The 23,871-nt window shown below is 41.8% G+C and carries 19 protein-coding genes and 1 pseudogene; 6 read left to right on the top strand and 14 right to left on the bottom strand.

The features are described 5' to 3' along the window. Positions 1 to 4: 4 nt before the first annotated feature. Genes ACFIMK_RS01780 through virB11 form a run of 5 tightly spaced genes read left to right on the top strand, consistent with a single transcriptional unit; the run spans position 5 to position 4,090 of the window. Positions 5 to 292, top strand: coding sequence for a type IV secretion protein VblB7 (locus ACFIMK_RS01780; RefSeq protein ID WP_375632018.1), 288 nt, complete (start codon positions 5 to 7; stop codon positions 290 to 292). After that, complete coding sequence (locus tag ACFIMK_RS01785; RefSeq protein WP_375613221.1) at positions 289 to 960, top strand: virB8 family protein; 672 nt, start codon at positions 289 to 291, stop codon at positions 958 to 960. Before ACFIMK_RS01780 ends, ACFIMK_RS01785 begins: the two co-directional genes overlap by 4 nt. 2 nt (positions 961 to 962) lie before the next feature. Beyond that, positions 963 to 1,814, top strand: a complete 852-nt coding sequence (virB9, locus tag ACFIMK_RS01790) for a P-type conjugative transfer protein VirB9 (RefSeq protein ID WP_375682902.1) — start codon at positions 963 to 965, stop codon at positions 1,812 to 1,814. 27 nt (positions 1,815 to 1,841) lie between these two features. Beyond that, positions 1,842 to 3,020, top strand: a complete 1,179-nt coding sequence (gene virB10, locus ACFIMK_RS01795) for a type IV secretion system protein VirB10 (protein ID WP_375682903.1) — start codon at positions 1,842 to 1,844, stop codon at positions 3,018 to 3,020. Between the two features lie 17 nt (positions 3,021 to 3,037). Continuing rightward, entirely contained in the window at positions 3,038 to 4,090 is a 1,053-nt protein-coding gene (gene virB11, locus ACFIMK_RS01800; protein WP_375622633.1) for a P-type DNA transfer ATPase VirB11, read from the top strand. Between the two features lie 181 nt (positions 4,091 to 4,271). On the opposite strand, the gene ACFIMK_RS01805 is transcribed toward virB11, so the two are convergent. The 11 genes and pseudogenes from ACFIMK_RS01805 to ACFIMK_RS01855 all read right to left on the bottom strand — a co-directional run bounded on the left by ACFIMK_RS01805 (position 4,272) and on the right by ACFIMK_RS01855 (position 17,741). Continuing rightward, on the bottom strand, positions 4,272 to 4,415 hold the full coding sequence (locus tag ACFIMK_RS01805) for a hypothetical protein (protein ID WP_375613217.1): 144 nt from the start codon (positions 4,413 to 4,415) through the stop codon (positions 4,272 to 4,274). 599 nt (positions 4,416 to 5,014) lie between these two features. Continuing rightward, positions 5,015 to 5,134 (bottom strand): type II toxin-antitoxin system RelB/DinJ family antitoxin, encoded by a 120-nt coding sequence (locus ACFIMK_RS01810; RefSeq protein WP_375674852.1) that lies wholly within the window; start codon positions 5,132 to 5,134, stop codon positions 5,015 to 5,017. Positions 5,135 to 5,302: 168 nt separating this feature from the next. Next, positions 5,303 to 6,820: a type II toxin-antitoxin system protein adenylyltransferase VbhT gene (gene vbhT, locus ACFIMK_RS01815; protein WP_375668264.1), complete on the bottom strand. Its 1,518-nt coding sequence runs from the start codon at positions 6,818 to 6,820 to the stop codon at positions 5,303 to 5,305. Next, positions 6,807 to 6,995, bottom strand: a complete 189-nt coding sequence (locus tag ACFIMK_RS01820; RefSeq protein ID WP_375638282.1) for an antitoxin VbhA family protein — start codon at positions 6,993 to 6,995, stop codon at positions 6,807 to 6,809. Before ACFIMK_RS01820 ends, vbhT begins: the two co-directional genes overlap by 14 nt. A gap of 197 nt (positions 6,996 to 7,192) precedes the next feature. Next, positions 7,193 to 7,393: pseudogene (locus tag ACFIMK_RS01825) on the bottom strand (HigA family addiction module antitoxin). Between the two features lie 957 nt (positions 7,394 to 8,350). After that, positions 8,351 to 9,724: a phosphoglucosamine mutase gene (gene glmM / locus ACFIMK_RS01830; protein ID WP_375668265.1), complete on the bottom strand. Its 1,374-nt coding sequence runs from the start codon at positions 9,722 to 9,724 to the stop codon at positions 8,351 to 8,353. Positions 9,725 to 10,275: 551 nt separating this feature from the next. After that, the gene (gene ftsH, locus ACFIMK_RS01835; RefSeq protein WP_375682904.1) at positions 10,276 to 12,438 is read right to left on the bottom strand and encodes an ATP-dependent zinc metalloprotease FtsH; all 2,163 of its coding nucleotides are present in this window, start codon (positions 12,436 to 12,438) and stop codon (positions 10,276 to 10,278) included. A gap of 114 nt (positions 12,439 to 12,552) precedes the next feature. Further along, on the bottom strand, positions 12,553 to 14,040 hold the full coding sequence (gene tilS / locus ACFIMK_RS01840; protein ID WP_375682905.1) for a tRNA lysidine(34) synthetase TilS: 1,488 nt from the start codon (positions 14,038 to 14,040) through the stop codon (positions 12,553 to 12,555). Positions 14,041 to 14,058: 18 nt separating this feature from the next. Further along, positions 14,059 to 16,269 (bottom strand): tol-pal system protein, encoded by a 2,211-nt coding sequence (locus tag ACFIMK_RS01845; RefSeq protein ID WP_375693510.1) that lies wholly within the window; start codon positions 16,267 to 16,269, stop codon positions 14,059 to 14,061. 52 nt (positions 16,270 to 16,321) lie between these two features. Beyond that, complete coding sequence (pal, locus tag ACFIMK_RS01850) at positions 16,322 to 16,843, bottom strand: peptidoglycan-associated lipoprotein Pal (protein WP_375611765.1); 522 nt, start codon at positions 16,841 to 16,843, stop codon at positions 16,322 to 16,324. A 202-nt stretch (positions 16,844 to 17,045) separates the two neighbouring features. Next, on the bottom strand, positions 17,046 to 17,741 hold the full coding sequence (locus tag ACFIMK_RS01855) for a DUF1013 domain-containing protein (RefSeq protein ID WP_375611764.1): 696 nt from the start codon (positions 17,739 to 17,741) through the stop codon (positions 17,046 to 17,048). Positions 17,742 to 18,109: 368 nt separating this feature from the next. Between ACFIMK_RS01855 and ACFIMK_RS01860 the strand changes: the two genes are divergently transcribed. Beyond that, positions 18,110 to 18,856 carry a YebC/PmpR family DNA-binding transcriptional regulator gene (locus tag ACFIMK_RS01860; RefSeq protein ID WP_254492472.1) on the top strand — a complete coding sequence of 249 codons (747 nt, stop codon included), beginning with the start codon at positions 18,110 to 18,112 and terminating at the stop codon, positions 18,854 to 18,856. A gap of 1,077 nt (positions 18,857 to 19,933) precedes the next feature. On the opposite strand, the gene tolB is transcribed toward ACFIMK_RS01860, so the two are convergent. The 3 genes from tolB to tolR form a co-directional block, all read right to left on the bottom strand. Then, the gene (gene tolB / locus ACFIMK_RS01865; RefSeq protein WP_375645667.1) at positions 19,934 to 21,259 is read right to left on the bottom strand and encodes a Tol-Pal system beta propeller repeat protein TolB; all 1,326 of its coding nucleotides are present in this window, start codon (positions 21,257 to 21,259) and stop codon (positions 19,934 to 19,936) included. Positions 21,260 to 21,297: 38 nt separating this feature from the next. Next, positions 21,298 to 22,491: a cell envelope biogenesis protein TolA gene (locus tag ACFIMK_RS01870; protein WP_375682922.1), complete on the bottom strand. Its 1,194-nt coding sequence runs from the start codon at positions 22,489 to 22,491 to the stop codon at positions 21,298 to 21,300. Between the two features lie 926 nt (positions 22,492 to 23,417). Beyond that, entirely contained in the window at positions 23,418 to 23,870 is a 453-nt protein-coding gene (gene tolR, locus ACFIMK_RS01875) for a protein TolR (protein ID WP_375674840.1), read from the bottom strand. Position 23,871 lies beyond the last annotated feature (1 nt).

The raw sequence follows: 23,871 nt of genomic DNA on the forward strand, positions 1-23,871 counted from the left end.
TCAAATGCGGGAATTTAAAAAAATTGGGATTATCTTACCATTTCTCTTTCTCAGTGGCTGTGTGTCTTCACCAAACACACTGAAGTCACTCCCAAAGTGTGATGGATATTCTAAACGTCCACTCAACAGATCAATGTGGAATTGGGAAGGGAAAAAACCCACGCCCACACCCATTATCATCAGTAACAACACCCCCTCACCCCTAAAAGAAGGGAAGCTGGAAATGCTTCTGGCACAAAAATTAACGGATGAAGAAATCAAATCTTACAAAAATTGCGGGCAAAAAGCATGAAAGAAAAAGACATAGAACAATACATTGCTGAAGCGCGCTCGTTCGATCAAGATCGCATGCTCGCCTCACGCCGCACCACCCGCGTCTCGCTTGCCATTGCCGGCATCGCCGTTGCTGTTGCAATACTGTCTTCTCTCGCGGTCATCACCCTCACACCCCTTAAAACCGTGGAGCCTTTTGTCATCCGCGTCGACAATTCAACCGGCATCACCGAAGTTGTGGAAGCCTTAAAAGAAGGTCCCACCAATGTCGACGAAGCAATCACACGCTACTTTGCTGCAAAATATGTCCGCTCCCGTGAAGGCTTCACCACAGAAGAAACACAACACAACTTCCAAACCGTCTCCCTCCTCTCTTCTTCTGAAGAACAGGAAAGATTTGCCAGCTGGTATGGAGCAAGAAATCCCCAAAGTCCTCAAATTCTCTATAAACACGCCGCTGTTACAATAACAATAAAATCAATCTCCTTTATCAATGACGATGTTGCCCAAGTGCGTTACTACAGAACCATTCATGACAACGACAACAACAAAGAATTCATCACCCACTGGGTTGCAACACTTACCTTTGAATATATCAATGCCCCTATCTCTGTCCAAAACCGTTTGATAAATCCTCTAGGGTTTATTGTTAGTGAATATAGAACCGATCCGGAAGTGGTCAACTGATCATGACAAAAAAAATTCTTTTTTTCATTCTTAACATCGCTATTACCCTTTCTTTAACGCCTAGCCATGCCAGTATTTTTCCCACTCGTGCGCCAAGCGATAGCCGCATTCGCTTTATCAACTATGATGCCTATAATGTCACAAAAATTATTGGCTCCATACGCTCATCGGTACAAATAGAATTTTCTCCCAATGAAGAAATTGCTCATGTAGCGATTGGCAACAGCGTTGCATGGGAAGTTGCACCAGCGGGTAATATTCTTTTCCTCAAAGCGCGAGAAGTCCAACCCATTACCAATCTCCAAGTCGTCACCACAAAGCTTGATGGCTCAAAGCGCTCTTATCAATTTGAACTCATCATTAAAGATGGAGAAATTTCATCTGGACAAGAAACATATTTCCTTGTGAAATTTCGCTACCCACAAGAAGAAGCAGAACAAAGAAGACTCGCAGCACTTATGCGACAAGAAAAACAACAAGCCCAGCGCATTGATAATGTCTTCAACGCTTCTGAAACCTACGGACCACGCAATTGGGCTTACACCGCTCAAGGATCAAGCGTGCTCGAACCCTCCTCCGTTTATGACAATGGCAAAACAACAACATTTACATTTCCAGACAACCAAGAAATCCCTGCCATTTACATTGTCAGCAATGACGGTACAGAATCGCTGGTTCCCAAAACCACGAGAGGCAACATGGTGATTGTCCATGCCATTAGCGCACGCTTCACCCTAAGACAGGGAAAAAACGTCCTATGCGTCTTTAACGAAGCCTATCAACCAAAAGGCACAAATCCAAATACCGGAACAACCTCACCATCTGTTGAACGTAAAATTGCATCAGATCTTTAAATAAGCGGGAATTGAAGGGGACAACACATGAGTGATAAACCAATCATCGAAGATCGCGGATCTATTGGGGATGGCAAAAACAATAGCGCCAAAACCGCTGGCAAAAAAATAGTTGTCGCAATAGCCTGTATAGGAATCTGCGGCTATGTGCTCTGGAACATCTTATCCTCCCCCACAGAACAAAAAGACACCGCAAAAGCTCATAAAAAACAAGCACAAAACTTTCACAATTCCCTCGCTCCTTTAGAGCTCGCCCCCTCTGACCCGCGTGCAAACATAGCGCCAATAACCTTACCACCCCCACAACCACTCGCACAAGAACCCAAAAAAGATGACCCACTACTTGATGCCGCAAGACGTGCCCCTGTTCTCGCTTTTGCCAAAGGCTCTAAATCTCAATTAAAAGACATCGTCAACACGACTCTCAACCCCTTTGACAAATTCCATGCCCTTGAAAATCTCGCGAATGCGCAAAATTCTCCTGCCCTTCAAGACACACAAAATTTTGCAACCCTTTTAAAGCCTACCAAAACAGAAGAAACAAAAGCAAAAGCAAAACTCATCGGCAATAGAAACTTTATCATCGCCATGGGAACCTCTATTCCCTGTATCTTAGAAACCGCATTAAACAGTGAGCAACCAGGCTTTGCAAGCTGCATCATCAACCGTGATATCCTCTCTGACAATGGGCGCGTTGTTTTGCTTGATAAAGGAACCCAAGTGATTGGCGAATACCGCGGAGGGATAAAACAAGGTCAATCTCGCCTCTTTGTACTCTGGACAAGAGCAAAAACCCCAACCGGTGTCATCATCGACCTTGCCTCACCCGCAACCGACAGTTTAGGAAGAGCCGGTTTTGATGGCAACATCAACACCCATTGGTGGGAACGCTTTGGCTCTTCCCTTTTACTCACCGTTATTGATGGTGCCACAACAGTTTTAACAAATAAAATAGTAGGCAATTCCAATAAAGAAGGTTCAAACAACTCTGGAGGCGGCGGTTTTGAAGGCGCAAACAACACTGGAAAAGATGCCGCCAGTATTGCTCTTGAAAATCAAATCAACATCCCTCCTACCTTAGAAAAATTTCAAGGCGAACTGGTCAACATCTTTGTAGCAAAAGATCTCGATTTTTCCTCTGTCTATAAACTAGTCGTAAAGAGCAAAAGAAACCGCTCTACTCCCAGCTATTCCTTTTTTCATTAAGCCAATAAAGTCACATTATGCCATCAGCAAAAAATGCAGAACGCGCCTCCATCGTTTTAACAAAATTAAAGATCTTAGATGACTTCCTCAATGATGACAATTTATTTGAAATTGTTATCAATCGCCCTGGCGAAGTAATCGTTGAGGGTCCCAATGGTTGGCAAACCCACATCTTAAAAGAACTAACCTACAGCGAACTAGAAGGGATTGCAAAAGTTGTTGCTGCCTACACAACACAAAAAATCAGTGTAGAAAACCCCGTTCTCTCCGCAACACTGCCAAACAACGAACGCATACAAATTGTTATGCCTCCAGCAGTTGCAGCCAATACCATTAGCATGACCATTCGTAAACCTTCATCACGCACTTTTTCTCTTGAAAGTTTACATGAAAACAATCTTTTTTCTGTTGCCCAAAACACCAGTTTCACACCCACGCAACAAATGACAGAACGGTTATCCGAACTCTCTGATACAGACAAAGAGCTAACAGATCTCTTTATCGCGAAAGATTTTTGCACCTTTTTAGAAAGAGCCGTTATTACACAACAAAATATCTTAATATCGGGAAAAACCGGTTCTGGTAAAACAACCCTCTCCAAAGCTTTGATTGCAAAAATCCCTGACTATGAACGAATTCTCACCATTGAAGACACACCAGAACTTGTCGTTCCGCACGCCAACAAAGTCCAACTCTTTTATTCAAAAGATAACCAAGGCTTAGCAAAAGCAGGCGCAAAAGAACTGCTTGAATCAGGATTACGCATGCGCCCCGACAGAATCCTTCTACAAGAGCTGCGTGATGGTACAGCCTTTTACTACATCCGTAATGTCAATTCTGGTCACCCCGGCTCCATTACCACCGTCCACGCCTCAACAGCACTTGCAGCCTTTGAACAAATGACCCTTTTAGTCAAAGAAAGTGACGGTGGTGGTAATTTAGCACGCGATGATATCCGCGGCTTATTAATCTCGATGATTGATGTCATCATCCAATGTAAACGCCTTGAAGGAAAATTTCGTGTAACAGAAATCTATTACGACCCTTTCAAACGCCGTGATGCTTTTTAAAAAAACGCCACCCTCACACCCTTTTTTATAAGCAAAAACTATACCAATAGAGCTTTCTTAAAAACACGATTATAAGCCGCGGATATCATCGCGTGCTAAATTACCACCATAGCTTCAAGTTCAGTGTCAATAATCGAAAACAACAAGTAAAAAGAAGTAAAAATATCATCCCCATTCCCAATCACGCATGCGCCCCACAGGAAAACCAAAACGTGCCGAAAATGATATCTATAACCCTATATTTTTTCTGATTTTTTTTGACATCAACATTTGCAGGAATATAGATACCAAATTTAGTATCCGCTTCACCTTTAGCTTCAGACAAGAGCTTCACGAGCACCTTGTAATATACGAGATCCTTCTTTACTTGCCTTATCCATTATTATTCTTTTCGATATTCATCAAGGCGCAATATAAAAATTTTCTTCAACGCATTCCTCTCTGATTTTGTCAAATTACCTCAAGATGATTGACTGTAAATATCTTCGATCAACACCGGAATATTTTAACCACCAAAAAAGGGTATAACTTTATATCCCCCACTTTTACTCTTATGCTTTTAAACCTAACTTTCCTTGGCTTTCTCTCATACCTTGCATAAGACCACCAGCATCTGAATGAGTAGCAATAAAAGAAACAATATCAAATAATTATTCAGGCGATATGCCTTCTTCTTTCACAGAAGTTCAATAAGCTGCCATTTCAATCACGGTTTGCATACATCATTCAATATACGGAAACACCCATAACGATAACGATGTAAATGAAAAGCTAATTTGAAGTGAATGATCAGAAATATCAAATATCCAAATGACAAAACAAATCTTACCTATCTTCAGCTATATCTCTTTACCCTTGTCACTTCTCTTAACCCTTGTTACTTCTCTTAACCCTTGTTACTTCTCTTAACCCTTGTTACTTCTCTTAACCCTTGTTACTTTTCTCGAAAGTTTTAAGCGTTTTCTCATGAAGAATAGACATATCAAACGGCAATCCTCTTTCATCAACAACTTTTGTCAAAGCAATACGGATGAAATCAGACACCGTAAGTCCTAAACTTGCTAATATTTCACCGGATTTTTTTTAACGCCCTATCTATGCAGGCACATACAACATCTTTTGTCACACCCATATTAAACACCTCCTTTGATTACCTCTCTTTTACCGTATGGCTTAATAGGGCTTATACAGCATAAGGCTTTATCCTTGCCCTTACCGTATCATATCTATTGATCTTGCACGCGCTATTGCGTTGATTTTCTCCTGTTGTCTCTGTTGCAAAAACTTAACTGCCATTTGAAACTCTTTTATGCGTTCTTTATTATAAGACTGTTCTTTGGGGATTGCTTTTGATAAATCAAAACCATATTTATGAATGGCATCATGTCCAAAACGTTTATCTAAAACACTTTGTAGCTTTAAAAACTCTTGATTAACCTGCTCTGGTATCTTTGAATAACTATCACAACCAGCTTCAACATTTTTCATAAAAGTCACTGCTTCTTGTGAAAGTGACGGAACCTCAACTTTTAACTGTTCACGCTCCCGTGTAACACTAACCATCAGCGTCTCATAAGAATTCTCATAAAAGGATTGAAGCAGTTTAATAGAAGAAATAGCAAGAGGAACATGATAAAGCGCTTCTTTTCGTTCTTTTCCTGTAGCCTTCAATTTATCGATAAAACGATCTGACCCACGCAGTTCGCCTGCTCTATCAGGTGCCCTATCCAAAATATCAGGAAGTTTATCGCCTTTACCTGCTAAAATCGTTTGCTCAATCCTAAACGCAGCCTCTTGTGGATCTCTATAAATAAATGCTAAACGACTGTTTAACTCCTTAAACATATTAACATAAGATTTTTTATTTCTAAGGGCGCTTAACACCTTCTGTTCTAGATTAGAGTTATCCGTATAAGCAGCAAGGTATGGCTCTCGTTCTGTTGCTTTTGCAACAACATTCAAATCATTTTGTAATTGTTCTAGTTCTTCTTTTTGACGTTTAGCAAAACTTGTCTTTTCTCTATCCCAAGGAGTTTCAATCTTCTCTTTTTGTTGTTCCAAGCACTCTTTATTAAGATCAACGCCAAAAGCAATATTTTTGCCAATACCTTGAGAAACATCATCCCTTTTATTTTCTGTAAACTTGATAAGGTTCTTATAGATGAGTGCAGATAGATATTCTGAATTACCAAAATGTGCTTCAATTGACGCACGTGTCATTTCTTGTCGCTCAATACCCTTCCAGTTGATATGATAACCAGCTTCACGAGCAAGTTGCACCATAAATTCGCGCTGAGTACGCCCATTCCCCTCTCGAAACGGATGCAACGCATTCAACTCGCCCATGTAATATCCAGCCCTTTGGCTAAAGTCATAAGCACCAAGACCACGCAGATACTGTTCTTTTGCAAGCTTTTGCGTAATCTTCGGTGCATAACTTTCAATCTGATTATAACTAGCAAACATACTATTGCCTTTGGCAATATCCACTAAACGAACTTGTCCCGCCCATTCATATATGTCACCAAACAGTCTTCTATGAATCTCTTTCATGTAATTCAGATCAAACTTACCACCAATAGGAGTATGTACAAATTCGAAAGATTTTACATAAGAAATCGTAGATTCTACACGTTGCAGTGTGGCTTTGTCTTTAATACCAAGCCGATTATACATCACACCAGTTTCAGGATCAGTATAAGAATCACCGCTCCCCTTATACTTCTCCACGTTTTACCCTCTCCATATAATCTTTGAGGATATCACTTGTTTCAAGCTCTCCAATAATAACACGCTCCATTTGTGCAACAACCAGCGGATCTGGCTCTAATCCCTCTAAACGTTGGCTTGCCAATGCATTTTCAGCATAGAGGCGACGCAGCTTAAGTTCCTCTTCACTCAACATATTAAAACCCTCATTTGCTTACATTTATTATAGCCAAACAGACTATAGAAACAAGATTTTATTCCTTGTCTTACCCGCGTTACATCTTTTGACCTTGTACGCTCATACGCATGATTTAGCTCTTGTATACGTTTCTGTTGCAAAAACTTAACTGCCATTTGAAACTCTTTTATGCAATCTTGATCATGGGACTGTTGTTAAGGATTTTTTTTTGATAGATCATAATTTGTTTGCATAGCAAGCCAAGCACGTGCTGTGCTTACACCAGACATTTCAAGCCTAATAGCAAGATTAGCACTCATAGCGGCTTTTCCATTTAAAACTCTAGAAAGTGCTACACGAGATATACCAAGCTACTCTGCTGCTTCATTAACGGATAAACTAAGCTCTTTGATCACATCTTCTCACAATAATTCACCGGGATGTGAAGGATTCTTCATCATTGTTTAGACCTGCTTTTTGATGACAATCCAGATAATCAACCATTTCGACATCTATGCTATCAAAGCGAAATATTACGCGACAATTTCCATTTACAGTAATTGACTAATAATCCTTGAAATCACCTTTTAGCAGATGTAATCAAAAGGACGGATAACTCAAAATCTTTTGGCGATACATCTCCTTCAAGAGCACTTAGAATACGCTTTAATTTTTGAGCATGGACGGTTCTAATCCCTTCAGTCGTACCAGTATTATAGAAGGCTTCAATCCTTTTATGTTTAAATCTTAAAATTGTAAATGAATATAGAGTGTACCCTTCCAAGATACAAAAAATGTTCATTATTTTTACATCACACGGCTTTTTTTACTTTATAAACATTAGAACTGTCGTGAAAAAATTGCTCATTCTCATCTCTTTCTCATTATTCTACTAATTATTGGAAAAGTATAAGTTCATAATTAGGAGGAGCTAAACGTAATAGGAGCGTATCATATCCCCAATTGGCAGCGGCACTTAGAAACATCAAGATGATATAACCACAATGACCATTGCTGTTTGATGTTCATGAGGCGCTGCACCCGCTGTATGTCCAGTAAAAAGAATGAATAACACTAATAACCCCCTACAAACTCTGTTAAACTAATAACCGGTTTACGAATAAGTAAAAGAAAAAGGAAAATCAAAAAAAGGCATATTTTTCATATTTTACGAACTATAGAGAAATCTATACGCATTGTAGTTATTAGAATTAGACTTTTCCCTTTTTTATTTAATTTGTTCGTAGATAGAGTATCCATTACCGTTATTACATCACTAACAGAGTTAATAATCATACCTTTTGTAATTGCCAAAATCCCGCATTAAAATCAGACCTTTATTCAAAGATGATCTGATAATTTTCTCAAAAAATTCAAGATTCCTCAAGTGCAGTCCCCATGCGTACATCATGATGAATAATAATATCCATCAACTCTGTCACGACAGTGTCCAATACTTCTCGTGCATCGCCTTCAGCCATAAGGCGGATAACCGGCTCCGTTCCAGAAGCGCGGATCACCAGCCGTGCCTCTTTTCCCAACCGCTTCTCTGCTTGATCAATGGCCGCTTTGACGGGATTTTTTTTCAAGATATTTTTATTTTTAATCGTTACATTTTTTAAAATTTGCGGTACAGGTTCAAACCGTTTACACAATTGGCTCATAGGGCTTTGACTTTCCTTCATACAAGCTAAAATCTGCAATGCAGCCACCAAGCCATCACCCGTGGTACCAAAATCACTAAGCACGATATGGCCAGAAGCCTCACCACCAACATTATATCCCTTTTGGCGCATGGCATCGACAACATAACGATCTCCAACTTTTGTCCTTACAAGGTGCAACCCTTTGCTATTCAAGAAACGCTCTAGTCCAAGATTTGACATAATCGTTGTGACAACACCATTGCACCGTAATCGTCCCATTTTATGCCAATTTTCAGCAATTACAGCAATCAACTGATCTCCATCAACCGTTTGTGCTTTTTCATCCACAATGAGAACACGATCTCCATCTCCATCAAGAGCAATCCCCACATCAGCACGCACTTCATGCACTTTTCGTTTTAAAGAGCTTAAATCGGTTGATCCACATTTTTGATTAATATTGGTCCCATTGGGTTCATCATGAATAGCAAAAACCTCAGCCCCCAATTCCCATAAAGCACGGGGAGCCGCTTTATAAGCAGCCCCATTGGCACAATCCACAACAATACGCACAGTATCTAAGCGAACATCACGCGGCAAAGTTCGTTTGGCATATTCAATATAACGATAAATATCCCCCTCAACCCGTTTTGCATAACCAATTTCGGCAGAACTTGCTAAAGATTTTGAAAGATCTGTATCGATCAATTGTTCAATTTTGGCTTCCATATCATCTGAAAGTTTAAAACCATCAGGACCAAAAAGTTTAATTCCATTATCATAGAACGGATTATGAGAAGCAGAAATCATCACCCCAAGATCCGCTCGCAAAGAGCGGCAAAGCATTGCAACAGCAGGGGTTGGCACTGGACCCAATAAAAAAGCTTCCATCCCCGCAGCAGTCAATCCTGAAACCAAAGCGTTTTCCAACATATAACCAGATAATCGTGTATCCTTGCCAATCACCACACGATGAGATTGATGTTGTGAGCGAAATAAAACCCCTACAGCCATCCCCACCTTCATGGCAAAATCGGGTGTCATAGGAAATGAATTGGCTTTCCCCCGAATTCCATCTGTACCAAAATATTTTTGCACCATGCCTCTTTCCTTTAATATATAATTCTTCCCTTGGCTTTTCCTTAAACCCCTAACAAGCCCCCTTGGTACAATAGTCCCCCCGCTCCCCGTATAAAATCAGATCATTGATCTAAACCTTCATGCATTTAAACAATCAAGCCCCCTATTCACCATCTACACATCTAAACCACTCTCAAGCAATTATGTTTACACCCTTCCACATAAAAGCAATATTATCTCCTCAAAATGCTCTATACACCCCTTTAATACAACCAACGGATAATCTCACACACTTGCTAAATCCGTAAAGAAACCCAGCACCAAACCTCATACCCTACAAAATCAGCAAGGAAATCTATCGCCTAACCTCACAACCCTACCACATTAGAAAAGCAACAGTCCACCTCGCCTTGTAGCATGCTAAAGCCGTCATAATACAACGGCTTTGCTTAATTTTTTGCTTCCATATTTTTGCAAATATTACAAGAAAGGCGCAAACAAAACTTGCGCCTTTCTCAAAAAAATTAGAAGTTTTCCTAAAACATCGTCACTCAAGCGATATTAAATAATTCTTATTTTTCTTTATCATGTCCCGCAGTATTGGACTTCTTTTCAGCATTACTTTTAGAGCGGTTGACTGATTTTGTAGTACCTTTTGTGCTTTGTGCTTTTTTCTCAGTCTCATCCGATTGCACTTCTTTAGACTGAGCCTCCTTAAGCGCAACATTACTGGATTTTGCTGTTTTTTTCCCAACAGCTGCCTCTGCTTTGTCTGCCTCGCCTTTATCGGTCTCTACTTTATGAGGCGCTGTTTTAGAGACTGCTTCAGCGTTTTTTTCATCCACCACTGTTGTCTCTGTCTTCATTTTTCCAGTTTTTGGAACAGAAGACCCCCGTGGCGCAGCACCCTCATCTTTCTGTGTGCGTGAAGGAGGCTTTCCTGCAATAACTTCGTTAATTTCAGCTCCCGTTAAAGTCTCATATTCCAACAAACCTTGTGCCAAAGCAAACCATTCTTTTCTTTTTGTTTTCAAAATGTTTGTCGCATTTTTATAGGCATCATCAATAAGCTTACGCACTTCCATATCAATCATGCGTGCTGTTTCTTCAGAGACATTTTGTGTTCGCGCAACAGAATGACCCAAAAAGACTTCATCTTGGTTATCGCCATAAGCTACATTTCCAAGCAGATCAGAAAATCCCCACCGTGTGATCATTGCACGTGCTAATTTCGTTGCTTGCTCAATATCAGAAGAAGCACCGGAGGTGATATTTTCCTTTCCAAACTTTAATTCTTCAGCCACACGTCCACCCATCATAATAGCCAAACGAGAAATCATCCACCGATAACTCATAGAATAGCGATCGCCTTCAGGCAATTGCATCACCATTCCCAATGCTCTTCCCCTTGGAACGATTGTTGCTTTGTGGACAGGATCAGCAACCGGCACATTAAGAGCCACAATAGCATGTCCTGCTTCGTGATAAGCAGTGAGTTCTTTTTCCTCTTGTGTCATAGCGGTTGAACGACGTTCAGCCCCCATCATCACCTTATCTTTGGCATCTTCGAATTCTTGCATCGTGACAACTCTTTTATTACGGCTCGCAGCCATAAGAGCAGCTTCATTGACCAGATTCATCAGGTCCGCACCGGAAAATCCTGGTGTTCCCCTTGCCAAAATTTTCAAATCAACGTTAGGCGCTAAAGGCACGTTGCGCACATGCACTTTCAAGATTTGCTCACGCCCAGAAACATCAGGGTTTGGCACAACAACTTGCCGATCAAAACGCCCTGGTCTCAATAAAGCAGGATCAAGCACATCAGGACGGTTTGTTGCGGCAATAAGAATAATACTTTCATTGGGCTCAAATCCATCCATTTCGACAAGCAACTGGTTTAAGGTCTGTTCACGTTCATCGTTTCCACCGCCAAGACCAGCCCCCCGATGGCGTCCAACAGCATCAATTTCATCGATAAAGATAATACAAGGTGCATTTTTTTTAGCCTGTTCGAACATATCGCGCACACGGCTTGCCCCAACACCAACAAACATTTCAACAAAATCAGACCCTGAAATGGTAAAGAATGGCACATTGGCTTCACCTGCCACAGAACGTGCTAGCAAAGTTTTACCGGTTCCTGGAGGACCAACAAGCAAAACACCGCGTGGGATACGCCCCCCTAAGCGTTGAAATTTTTGTGGTTCGCGTAAAAATTCAACAATTTCTTGAAGATCTTGCTTTGCTTCTTCAACGCCAGCAACATCTTTAAAGGTAATACGTCCTTGCGCTTCATTAAGCAATCTTGCTTTCGATTTCCCAAATCCCATTGCACCACGTGATCCATTTTGCATTTGCCGCATAAAAAAGACCCACGCCCCCACGATAATAATAACAGGTAATAAGGAAAAGAGGAGATTGAGGAAAATGCTATTTCCAGAGCTTTCAGGAATAGCTTTAACATTGACGTTTTTGCTTTCCAACTTTTGTATCAAACCTGGATCGCGAGGAGCATAGGTTGAAATAGCTCTATGTTCAATGGTTTTCCCTGTTAATTTTTGACCTTGAATGGTCACAGATTTCAACTCATTATTCTCAATTTTTTGCAAAAATTCAGAATAGGAGACTTCTCCACCACCAGAACGTTGGCTATCTCCATTAAAGAGAGAAAACGACACAATCAAAATCAAGGCAATAACTCCCCAAATAAGGAGAGAGCGGTAATTGGAATTCATATTCAGCCCACTTAATCAAATATAGATTTCAAACAGTTCCCCTTAACATATAACCTTGTCAGCCCCTTGCCAAGGGATGAGAAGCTGTTTATTTTCTTTTAGAGTAATTTTCCTTTATCTTTTCACCTCAATATTAAAAAAAGGTTCCACAACATTCACCAAGGCAGCATCTTCTCGTGAGGAAAGCCAATCGAAAGGTGCCATAATCCGCTTGACGATAACATGTTTATGAACAACTGCTTGAGAAATCAACTCTGGAATATCATACCCTTTATGATTTGAGATCATCAGCAGCGATTGTAAAGAGGGAAAATGAGGCTTTTCAAGCTCAAAATCGCTATTTTTTAATAAAAATTTCAGCTGTTCTAAATTTGCGGCTCCAACCTTTATAGCCTCATATCCATGATTTGTGATATGATAGCGCCCATCCCATATAAAAGTTTTATCTGGCTCAACGATAGCCTCTTTCATATTTCGCCCTTCACGCCACAAAGAAATTCCGTGCTTGTTATATTCAATAACAGAACCCGCATAAGTAAAACGCTTCTTTTCTGGAGAATCGAGACAGAGTTTTTGAACAAGCATGCTTAATTTCTGATTGGGGAGCAAATAAAATCCCCCTCCCATCAGCACAGCAAAGAGCCCCACCACGAAAGGAAAACTGGAATGTTTCTGTAAAAACAGCGCAGGCTTTGCTATGAAACAACGCCCATGTTGGACAGTAATATCCAGCGCTAAGATCAAATCAGCAATATTTTTGGCTTGTTGACGACGCTGCAATGCGGCTTCATTTATTTTTTGAGCAATATAAGCCAATTTTTGTGGAGAAAGAGATTGACGCACGCGCACACGTTCAAAATTGCGATCTTCATTGGTTGGATCATCAATCCATGTTTGTCCTTGTAAGCGTAAATAATTCCGTAATGTTTGGCGTTTTACACCAAGGAGTGGCCGAATCAAACGCACTTTTCTATGCAACAACGCCTCACGCGGAATACAGGATAAACCGCGCTCATAAAGGGGACCATAGTTTTTTTCGGCAATATTTTTTCTCGTTTTTCTGGTATGATCCTCATCACGTATACCCTCGGCTTCACCGCGCAAAGCACCAGCAAAACCACTGGCATAAACCTCATTGCGCATAGCAACAGCTTCACTATATAAAGCACCTCTATTCTTTTGGAGACGTTGATACCGCATATGATAGGTCTCAACCTGATCATTGAGTGTATGCCCCGTCATAATAAGTGATGCGCCTTGTTTTTGTGCTTCTTTAACCAAGAGATCATAGCGTGCAACACGCGCGCTGGAAGCAATATGCGTCTTTGGCTTTTCGCCTTCCCATCGCACAGTGATATGTTGAATATCATGGACACGACAAATTTTCGCAACAGTTTCTGCTTCACGCATCGATTCTTTACGCAATTGATGATCAACCGTGACAACAATCATTTCTGGAGGAAATGCGAGAGTTTCCAAATGCTCTTTGACCAAAAACATCAAAGCCAAAGAATCGCTTCCCCCTGAGACGGCAAGAATCAACTTCTGACATTGAATAAAATCCGATGTTTTAAAGAGATTTCTTGCCAGTCTAACGCACACCGAAAACGACCTCGCTGTTTATTTTGCAGGTTTACAAAAAACAGATGCTAATGTTTGTTGACGTTTTGATTTTTTCACAAAATGAGCACAATCGTCTTTATTTGGCTCAAGAGCGACCATACTTCTTGCTAATTTCAGCAAAATCTCAGAGGTATAGAGCTTCTTTTTATCTGCATACCATGCGGTAAGATAAACTTGTGCTGCTTCATGATAGCGTTTTTGCCCCAACAAAGATTCGGCCAACCAAAATAAAGCATCATCACTCAAAGAATCTTTTTTGTAACGATTTTGAAAAGCGCAAAAGCTTTTTTCAGCATCAACATAGTTAGCAGAACGAATAAAATCATACCCTTCCTTATACAAAGCTTTAGAAGAAGAAAGATTGTCACTCTGATGTGCTTCAATTGGAGCACTTACTTCATGCGCTTTGTTAAAAGGTTGACTGTTTTCATGGTCATGGCTCTCCACCTTAGCTTCCACAGCAGCAACCTTTGTCTGGTCACCTGTACTATGGTCCTGCTCCATCTCTTCCTTTACAGTCTGAGATTTTTCATCTACAGCAGACTTTTCAAAAGAACAAGAATAAACAGAAGAGACTTCTGTATCAAAGAGCTCGTGAAACTGCTTGTTAACATTTTTTAAACTGTTATGCTCAAGCACCATTCGTATCTTATGCAAAAGCTTATCTAAATCATAATCTTTAAATAAAGCCTGTTGATTCTCTAAAATAATCCCTTGGTGCTCCGCAACACTAGTAGCTTTTTCCACCACATCAGATGCTGCTTTATCAGCTGCTTCAGGTGCTTCTTTCACTGCATCAACAGCCTTATTAACGGCGTCAGTGGCTTTTTCCACCGCATCAGATACTGCTTTATCAGCTGCTTCAGGTGCTTCCTTCACAGCATCAACAGCCTTATTAACAACGTCAGTGGCTTTTTCCACCGCGCTAGATGCTGCTTTATCAGCTGCTTCAGGTGCTTTCTTCACTTCATCAACAGCCTTATTAACAGCGTCAGTGGCTTTTTCCACCGCGCTAGATGCTGCTTTATCAGCTGCTTCAGGTGCTTTCTTCACTGCATCAGTTGCCTTATCAACAGCGTCAGTGGCTTTTTCTATCACATCAGATGCTGCTTTATCGGCTACTTCAGGCGCTTCTTTAACAGCATCAGTGACTTTTTCCGCTGCATCAGATGCTGCTTTATCAGCTGCTTCAGGTGCTTCCTTCACAGCATCAACAGCCTTATTAACAGCGTCAGTGGCTTTTTCTATCACATCAGATGCTGCTTTATCGGCTACTTCAGGCGCTTCTTTCACAGCATCAGTCACTTTTTCCGCTGCATCAGATGCTGCTTTATCAGCTGCTTCAGGTGCTTCCTTCACAGCATCAACAGCCTTATTAACAGCGTCAGTGGCTTTTTCTATCACATCAGATGCTGCTTTATCGGCTGCTTCAGGCGCTTCTTTAACAGCATCAGTTGCCTTATCAACAGCATCAGTGGCTTTTTCCGCCGCATCAGATGCTGCTTTATCGGCTGCTTCAGGCGCTTTCTTCACTGCATCAACAGCCTTATTAACAGCGTCAGTGGCTTTTTCCACCGCGCTAGATGCTGCTTTATCAGCTGCTTCAGGTGCTTTCTTCACTGCATCAACAGCCTTATTAACAGCGTCAGTGGCTGTTTCCACCGCGCTAGATGGTGCTTTATCGGCTGCTTCAGGTGCTTTCTTCACGTCATCAGTTGCCTTATCAACTGCATCAGTGGCTTTTTCCACCGCGCTAGATGCTGCTTTATCAGCTGCTTCAGGTGCTTCCTTCACAGCATCAACAGCCTTATTAACAGCGTCAGTGGCTTTTTCCGCCGCATCAGATGCTGCTTTATCGGCTGCTTCAGGCGCTTTCTTCACGTCATCAGTTGCCTTATCAACTGCATCAGTGGCTTTTTCCACCGCGCTAGATGCTGCTTTATCAGCTGCTTCAGGTGCTTCCTTCACAGCATCAACAGCCTTATTAACAGCGTCAGTGGCTTTTTCCACCACATCAGATGCTGCTTTATCGGCTGCATCAGGTGCTTTCTTCACGTCATCAGTTGCCTTATCAACTGCATCAACTTTATCCGTATCATGTGCAGGATATTCGGAAGCCTTTCGTGCCGCACTTTGAACAAGTGAAGTAGAACAAGCTATGAAAACCCCCATATAAAAGAGTGTTTTCCAATTGATTTTACGATACATTCTTTTTTCCCCTTAAGAGCTTATTGAATAGTTGAAACAAACAATCTTCTTTTTAATGATTATTCATGTCACTCAACGTTGTCACAGCACGTCGATTTTGATTCCAACAGGAAATATCATCACATACTGCTACAGGTCTTTCTTTTCCGTAAGAAATTGTTTGAATCCGTTGTGCGGACACACCAAGAGACACCAAATAGTTTCGCACAGCAACAGCACGGCGCTGTCCAAGTGCCAAGTTATATTCACGTGTTCCCCTCTCATCAGCATGACCTTCGATCATAATAGAATAATAAGGATAATGAAGCAACCATTCTGCTTGGCGCGTTAAAATACGTTCAGCATCAGCATCAAGTGAAGAAGAATCGAGACCAAAAAACACGCGATCACCCACATTAACCGTAAATTCTTGTCCTGAGCCTGGTGACACCTGATTCAAACCAGCATCATTCATATAAGCGCCATTCATACCGTTAAGTGCACCAACATTTTTTTTGCCACACCCACCCAGGCATAGTGAGAAAAGAAAGAGGATAGCTAAGGAATGAGAGATGGTTTTTTTGGTAGAGCGCATAGTCCGTTTCTCCTTGAATTTCGTAAAGAAGGGTCAATTCTTAAAAATATTTTTAAGAATAACCGTTAATTCCTAATGAAGAAGAAATTTTTTCTGTTTTTTCGTCCTCATTTTTACTTTTAAGTCTCTGCCAATTTTTCTTCTCCTCAGCCATTCCTCTAACATTTCCATAAGAAATGTTTCCCTTATGCGTCATGGCTTTTTATGCATCATCTTGATCTTGACGATTTTTTTGCAGCGCGTTCAGCTTTGCAAAAACTTTATCAGCATCAAAAGTCTTATGCAGATTTTCTTCACTCTCATTTTCCTCTAGAGCAGCGTTTTCCGTCACAGAAGCGGGAAGCAACGACCTATCTTCTTCTGCAGCAACAGGGCGATTTTTCGCCGCACGCTGGAGCTCAAAATCTAAATCGATTTGCGAACACAAACCAAGCCCTACAGGATCAAGAGGAACCAAATTTGCACTATTCCAATGGGTTCTAAGGCGGATTTGTTCAATTGTCGCTTTTGTTGTCCCAATCAACCGTGCAATTTGTGCATCTTTCAACTCGGGATGGTTCGTCACCAACCATAGGATACCATTGGGACGATCTTGGCGTCGAGAAAGAGGGATATAGCGCGCCCCTTTACGTTTTTTTTCAGGAATATGCACCCTCGATTGAGAAATTTTCAATCGTGCGTTTTGATCAGCCTCCACCCGTGCAATTTCACTGCGCGTCAATTGCCCAGAACTAATCGGATCTAAACCTTTAATACCATAAGCCGCATCACCATCGGCAATAGCTTTTACTTCCAAGACATGCAATTTACAAAATTCTGCAATCTGATCAAAAGAAAGAGCTGTATTATCAACCAACCAAACAGCTGTTGCTTTGGGCATCAAAAGTTGCGTTGCCATTTTTATAAATCCTCTTCTGCGCCTCTTCTATGAGGCAGGTTACCGCCCACTCAAGAGCACTGGAACTTTTTTATATGTTTAGGTCTCTCCAACCACTCCTAAAACAAAGCGCGGCATGGAATAAACCATTTTGCTATGAGATTACATTCTGTTATAGCGTTATTTTTGCTCAACGACAAGAGATCTCTCTTGTAATGATCCTCAACTAAGGTGTCTTTACCTTTAAGATGAATTTTCTTATAAAGGGTTTATTCGATTATTTCACCTCATGCTGTGGCACATTTATTCTGGTGGGATGCATGCTTTATCGCCTTAAATTCTAAGGAGTATCCAACTGGCAAAAAAGCCCTCAAATAGGAAGGAAAACTATGGCAGGCCATTCACAATTTAAGAATATTATGCACCGTAAAGGGCGTCAAGATGCAATGCGCTCGAAAATATTTTCTAAGCTTGCGCGCGAAATTACCGTAGCAGCAAAACAAGGTGCTCCTGATCCAGCCATGAACCCACGTTTAAGGCTGGCTGTTCAAAATGCCAAAGCACAATCGATGCCGAAAGATAATATTGAACGCGCGATTAAAAAAGCGTCAGGCGCCGATGTCGAAAATTATGATGAAGTACGCTATGAGGGCTATGGACCAGGCGGCGTTGCCGTCATTGTTGAAGCTTTAACTGATAACCGCAACCGCACCGCTTCAAATGTGCGCGCCGCCTTCACAAAATCAGGAGGAGCCTTAGGGGAAACAGGATCGGTCAGTTTCATGTTTAATCGGATTGGTGAAATAATCTATAAGCCAGAAGCAGGAACAGCCGATAACATCATGGATGCAGCAATTGAAGCCGGTGCCGAAGATGTGCAATCAGAAGAAACCGGACATCATATTACCTGCGCATTTGAAGATATTGGTGAAGTTTCCAAAACACTTGAAGCAAAACTTGGTGAAGCAGAATCGATTAAAACGATTTGGAAAGCCACCACCCTTGCACCAATAGATGAAGAAAAAGCTTTGTCCGTTTTACGACTAATTTCAACATTAGAAGAAGATGATGATGTGCAAAATGTTTATGCAAATTTTGATGTCAGTGATGAGATTTTGGCAAAATTGTCTGTATAATTCCCATCATTTGCATAAGCCTTCTCTTCATGCATGAGGGCTTCAAAAGCATCTGTCACCCCTCCTCTTTATCCGCACATATAAAAGCCCCGCGTCAATAGCGGGGTAAGCCATTGATGCAACAAGAAACCACAATCAATCGCAGAAAACATAATCCCAAAAAGAAAAGCATACAAAACTCTGTAGCCTCACGCCTTTCTTACATGCCCCAAAGATTATCCCTATATCCCCTCTCTATTTGATCTTTTTGTTCTTTAAGATTAACCTCCTCTCCCCACCCTCAAGTGATGAAAATGATCTAGCCTCTAAACAATTGGGATTTTCCTAACGTATTCCTATGACGAATCACTCATAAAATTCACTTGAAACTTAAGGCTCAACAAACATGCACTCCCCTAAATATTCGCCACGCACTTAAAAACACTTAGAATATATCAAGGAGGTTTATACGCCCTATATCCCCACACCTCAAAGAGCAGTGTTTTTACAACATCACAGAATAAAAATAAGCAAATGGAAAGCCAGAGCTGATTGTTTAGCAAAGTATTGTATAAAAAGCTGGTACATCTCTCTAATCTGTTGCGGATAAATTTTTGACTTTATGGCATTAACTTTATGGCATCGTATATTTCTAAAATAACGTCATTTATCTTAAAAATCTGTCCTTTTGCTCTTACCAATCAATCAATATTCAGACCTAAAACAACCGCGTACTTGAATAAAACACATCAAAGAGCAACAGCCCCCCTGACAAGAGGACTCTTCACAAACAAAATCGAAGAGGAAGTTTAAAAAAATATATATAGCGACACTTTGAATAAAAAATTGAAATCTAGAGATCTTAGAATTTTCGGCTCTATTTTTTCAAGGTATTGTTTTGAATTTTTTTAAGCATTTTCCCCCAAGGAAATTCCATTATCGATCAACAACCGTAGATGATAGATGAAACCTACATAACTCCCCATGCCCACTATAATCAATTCCTTCTTTTAAATAATTAAAAAACTATTGAGATTGTTTAAACTTGAGACTGTGTAGACTATATTCCTTCTATATTCTGTTTTTAAGCATTTTGTTTTACTGTACATTGAGCAAAGGCGACCATGCTGGATCTGAAGCATCATTGGGGGTAGGAAGTTGTCGTTCATTGCGACCCGTAATATCAATCGTATAAATTTTTGGTCCCATACCGGGATTTTTGCGAAAGAACATCAGTACACGACCATTGGGGGCCCACGTTGGTCCTTCATTGTGAAACCCCGTGGTTAAAATTCGTTCTCCTTGTCCATCAGGGCGCATAACACCGATAGAAAATTGTCCGCTTAATTGTTTTGTAAAGGCGATATAGTCACCCCGTGGAGACCAAATAGGTGTTGAATAACTCCCATCGTTTGAAGAAATACGCTGAATATCACTCCCATCCGCATTCATTTTATAGATTTGCGGCTTTCCACTACGATCTGAAGAAAAGACAATTTGTTTTCCATCCGGTGAATAAGAAGCAGAAGTATCAATAGCAGAAGTTGTTGTAAGTCGCGTCATCGTACGGGTTCGTAAATCCATAGTGTAAAGATTGGCACTCCCATCATTTTGTAACAAACTCATGATAACTTTTTGTCCATCAGAAGAAAAACGCGGAGCAATTGTCATGTTATTAAACGTTCCGATCAACTCTCTTTGCCCCATTTCAATTTGTTGGAGATAAACATGAGGTACTTGATTGTCCTCGTAAGCCATATAGGTCAATTCTTGTCTTTTTGGTGAAAACCGCGGTGTAAGCACCAATTCACTTCCATCAGACATATAAATCAAATTTGCTCCATCTTGATCCATCATTGCTAAACGTTTAATGCGTGCATTTTGAGGACCTGTTTCATCGATAAAAACAATTCGTGTATCAAAATAACCACTTTCTCCTGTCATCTCACTATAGATCTCATCTGCGATCATATGTGCCACACGCCGCCAACGTTCTGTCGCAGTATAAAAACGCCGTCCTTTCAATTGTCTTTGTCCAAACACATCCCATAAACGAAAATCGACCCTCAAACGTCCATCGATTTCTCTCATGACTTGCCCAGTAACTAAACCTTGCGCTTTTATTTTCTGCCAAGAAGCAAAATGTGGTTGTTTATTAGGATTAGAAATGTTTTCAAAAAAATTTGCTTTATCAAGCGGTAAAAACAGCCCCGACCGTTCGAGATCGGCTGTCACCACAGCAGATATTTTCAACCCAATCGAATCATTGGAAATAAAGTCTGTAATTGCAATGGGAATGGGATTAAAATCAGCGCTCGAAATAGTTCCTTTCAATTGCGCATAACCCGATGAAATACTTGAAAGCCACACCCCACAAGTGACAATAAACCAAGCAAAAACTTTATGTCTCGTTATAGTCATCATGGAATGTGTCCTTTCGTTAAGCGCTTTTTTCTCGTTTATCATCTTATTTCTTGGAGGGGATCAACATTAAAGTCAAAACCTTGCCCCCATAGATCATATTGATCACGTGGGAGATCTGCATAAGGTTGGCATGAAAAGACAGCAGCATACACCTGCCTTATCATAATAGCTTGTTGACTCTCAAGGCCGCTTACGGGATCAATGATAGGATCGCCCACAACCATCCCTTCACGGTCTAAATAAAATCGCAACCGCACGACCGGACGATTTTTTAAATCGCCGCCAAGCGCCACAAGTTTAAGCTTCTGTTGAATACATCCCCCCACAATATTGACCAATGTTTGTGCCATTTTTGTGGTATCATTAATATTTTTTCTTGCACCCAAAGCTTCTGGTGTATGAGAACGTTTTGCTCCCCCTCCTTGTGACCGCGCACGATTGAGCAAATTATTTTCCTCCAGAGCTAAAATATCTTCAATGGTCTGTTTCTCTTGGTTTTTCTTGTTAAGCTTTGGCGTCTTTTGATTCAATGCAGCCTCATTCTTCTTTGGAAATTCTCCGTCAAACTTTGGTTTAAACTGTGGAAGAAGAGATTTTTCTGGAAGTACAATTTTGGGCGCTTGATGAACAATCTGCTCTGCTGGTACTTTTGGGACCGTTGGAGCCAATTCTTTTGGCGATATCATTTCTTCATTTTTGTGCGCAGGCTTGAGCGCAACCTTAGAGGCATCCTCCGGTGCCTCCAAAGGCATCTCAGGTGCAACCTTGGGCGCATCCTCCGGTGGTGCCTCCAAAGGCATCTCAGGTGCAGCCTTGGGCGCATCCTCCGGTGGTGCCTCCAAAGGCATCTCAGGTGCAGCCTTGGGCGCATCCTCCGGTGGTGCCTCCAAAGGCATCTCAGGTGCAGCCTTGGGCGCATCCTCCGGTGGTGCCTCCAAAGGCATCTCAGGTGCAGCCTTGGGCGCATCCTCCGGTGGTGCCTCCAAAGGCATCTCAGGTGCAGCCTTGGGCGCATCCTCCGGTGGTGCCTCCAAAGGCATCTCAGGTGCAGCCTTGGGCGCATCCTCCGGTGGTGCCTCCAAAGGCATCTCAGGTGCAGCCTTGGGCGCATCCTCCGGTGGTGCCTCCAAAGGCATCTCAGGTGCAGCCTTGGGCGCATCCTCCGGTGGTGCCTCCAAAGGCATCTCAGGTGCAGCCTTGGGCGCATCCTCCGGTGGTGCCTCCAAAGGCATCTCAGGTGCAGCCTTGGGCGCATCCTCCGGTGGTGCCTCCAAAGGCATCTCAGGTGCAGCCTTGGGCGCATCCTCCGGTGGTGCCTCCAAAGGCATCTCAGGTGCAGCCTTGGGCGCATCCTCCGGTGGTGCCTCCAAAGGCATCTCAGGTGCAGCCTTGGGCGCATCCTCCGGTGGTGCCTCCAAAGGCATCTCAGGTGCAGCCTTGGGCGCATCCTCCGGTGGTGCCTCCAAAGGCATCTCAGGTGCAGCCTTGGGCGCATCCTCCGGTGGTGCCTCCAAAGGCATCTCAGGTGCAGCCTTGGGCGCATCCTCCGGTGGTGCCTCCAAAGGCATCTCAGGTGCAGCCTTGGGTGCATCCTCCGGTGGTGCCTCCAAAGGCATCTCAGGCGCAACCTTGGGTGCATCCTCTGTTTTTGCTTCTAATAATTCTGGTTTTGTAAGTTCTGGTGCAAATGTTTCTGACGTGTTCTCGCTTGATGGTGGCGATGCTGTTTCAACGGGACGCAGCTTTTCCTCTGGTTGAAACGGTGCAAGACTATCTATTTGTCCCTCTCCAATATGGCGTGCATCTTCTTTCTCTTGTGGTTGCATAGTTGGTTTGACGGCAGGGATTGCACGGATAGGAGCCTTCACGGCTCCTTGTTGAGAGGAAAACTCGTCCACCAAAGGAGCAAGAGTGATGGGAATTGCTTCCAACGGTTGTGGTAAAGAGACAGAGTTTGTAAACTGAACGGCTCCCCAACTGAGAAAAATGACATGGACCACAAGGGATAAAGCCAAGCCTCGTTTCATACTATGATAAGAGTCTTTGTTCATTCTTTATGCCTTACTTATGCCTTACATTTTTTCATTTTTAATCACTCTATGCTCTTTTAAAAACATCTTAAAAACAACCGGTTATGCACAATTTTATTACTTATTATTTATTGTGCTAAACTTGCTAACGCAACTTGAGAAAACCCCGCTTTTTGAATATCCGCCAGCAGTTTTAATACTTGCTGATATTCAACAGTTTTAGCAACCCGCACAAAAACCCGTTGATCTTTTTGTGTAGCATCTGCTTCCAGAAGAGTTTTCAGGTGTGCAATCAGGGCCTGTGACGTTTCATAGTAATCTTGATTAATGGCAAAGCGCCCTTGCGCGTCAAGTGAAACCGTAAGAGGTGTTTTTTGAGCTCGTACGGGACCCGCTTGACTACGAGGCAAATCTAGAGGAACACCGTTCACTAAAAGGGGGGCAGAGACCATAAAAATAATCAACAAGACCAGCATAACATCCACAAAAGGAGTGACATTGATCTCACTCATCAGTTGGCTTCGTGAATGATGCCGCCTACGTGTATTTTTGCGAGAAGAAGAAGCAACAGAAAAACCCATG

This window comes from Bartonella sp. AP280QHHD (genome assembly GCF_042196125.1).
Lineage (GTDB): Bacteria > Pseudomonadota > Alphaproteobacteria > Rhizobiales > Rhizobiaceae > Bartonella.

What these genes read in the sequence shown, in the direction of transcription:
- ACFIMK_RS01780 (WP_375632018.1), top strand. Translation starts at nt 5, where the DNA reads ATGCGGGAATTTAAAAAAATTGGGATTATCTTACCATTTCTCTTTCTC.
- ACFIMK_RS01785 (WP_375613221.1), top strand. Translation starts at nt 289, where the DNA reads ATGAAAGAAAAAGACATAGAACAATACATTGCTGAAGCGCGCTCGTTC.
- virB9 (WP_375682902.1), top strand. Translation starts at nt 963, where the DNA reads ATGACAAAAAAAATTCTTTTTTTCATTCTTAACATCGCTATTACCCTT.
- virB10 (WP_375682903.1), top strand. Translation starts at nt 1,842, where the DNA reads ATGAGTGATAAACCAATCATCGAAGATCGCGGATCTATTGGGGATGGC.
- virB11 (WP_375622633.1), top strand. Translation starts at nt 3,038, where the DNA reads ATGCCATCAGCAAAAAATGCAGAACGCGCCTCCATCGTTTTAACAAAA.
- ACFIMK_RS01820 (WP_375638282.1), bottom strand. Translation starts at nt 6,995, where the DNA reads ATGTTGAGTGAAGAGGAACTTAAGCTGCGTCGCCTCTATGCTGAAAAT.
- glmM (WP_375668265.1), bottom strand. Translation starts at nt 9,724, where the DNA reads ATGGTGCAAAAATATTTTGGTACAGATGGAATTCGGGGGAAAGCCAAT.
- ftsH (WP_375682904.1), bottom strand. Translation starts at nt 12,438, where the DNA reads ATGAATTCCAATTACCGCTCTCTCCTTATTTGGGGAGTTATTGCCTTG.
- ACFIMK_RS01845 (WP_375693510.1), bottom strand. Translation starts at nt 16,269, where the DNA reads ATGTATCGTAAAATCAATTGGAAAACACTCTTTTATATGGGGGTTTTC.
- pal (WP_375611765.1), bottom strand. Translation starts at nt 16,843, where the DNA reads ATGCGCTCTACCAAAAAAACCATCTCTCATTCCTTAGCTATCCTCTTT.
- ACFIMK_RS01855 (WP_375611764.1), bottom strand. Translation starts at nt 17,741, where the DNA reads ATGGCAACGCAACTTTTGATGCCCAAAGCAACAGCTGTTTGGTTGGTT.
- ACFIMK_RS01860 (WP_254492472.1), top strand. Translation starts at nt 18,110, where the DNA reads ATGGCAGGCCATTCACAATTTAAGAATATTATGCACCGTAAAGGGCGT.
- tolB (WP_375645667.1), bottom strand. Translation starts at nt 21,259, where the DNA reads ATGATGACTATAACGAGACATAAAGTTTTTGCTTGGTTTATTGTCACT.
- ACFIMK_RS01870 (WP_375682922.1), bottom strand. Translation starts at nt 22,491, where the DNA reads ATGCCTTTGGAGGCACCACCGGAGGATGCGCCCAAGGCTGCACCTGAG.
- tolR (WP_375674840.1), bottom strand. Translation starts at nt 23,870, where the DNA reads ATGGGTTTTTCTGTTGCTTCTTCTTCTCGCAAAAATACACGTAGGCGG.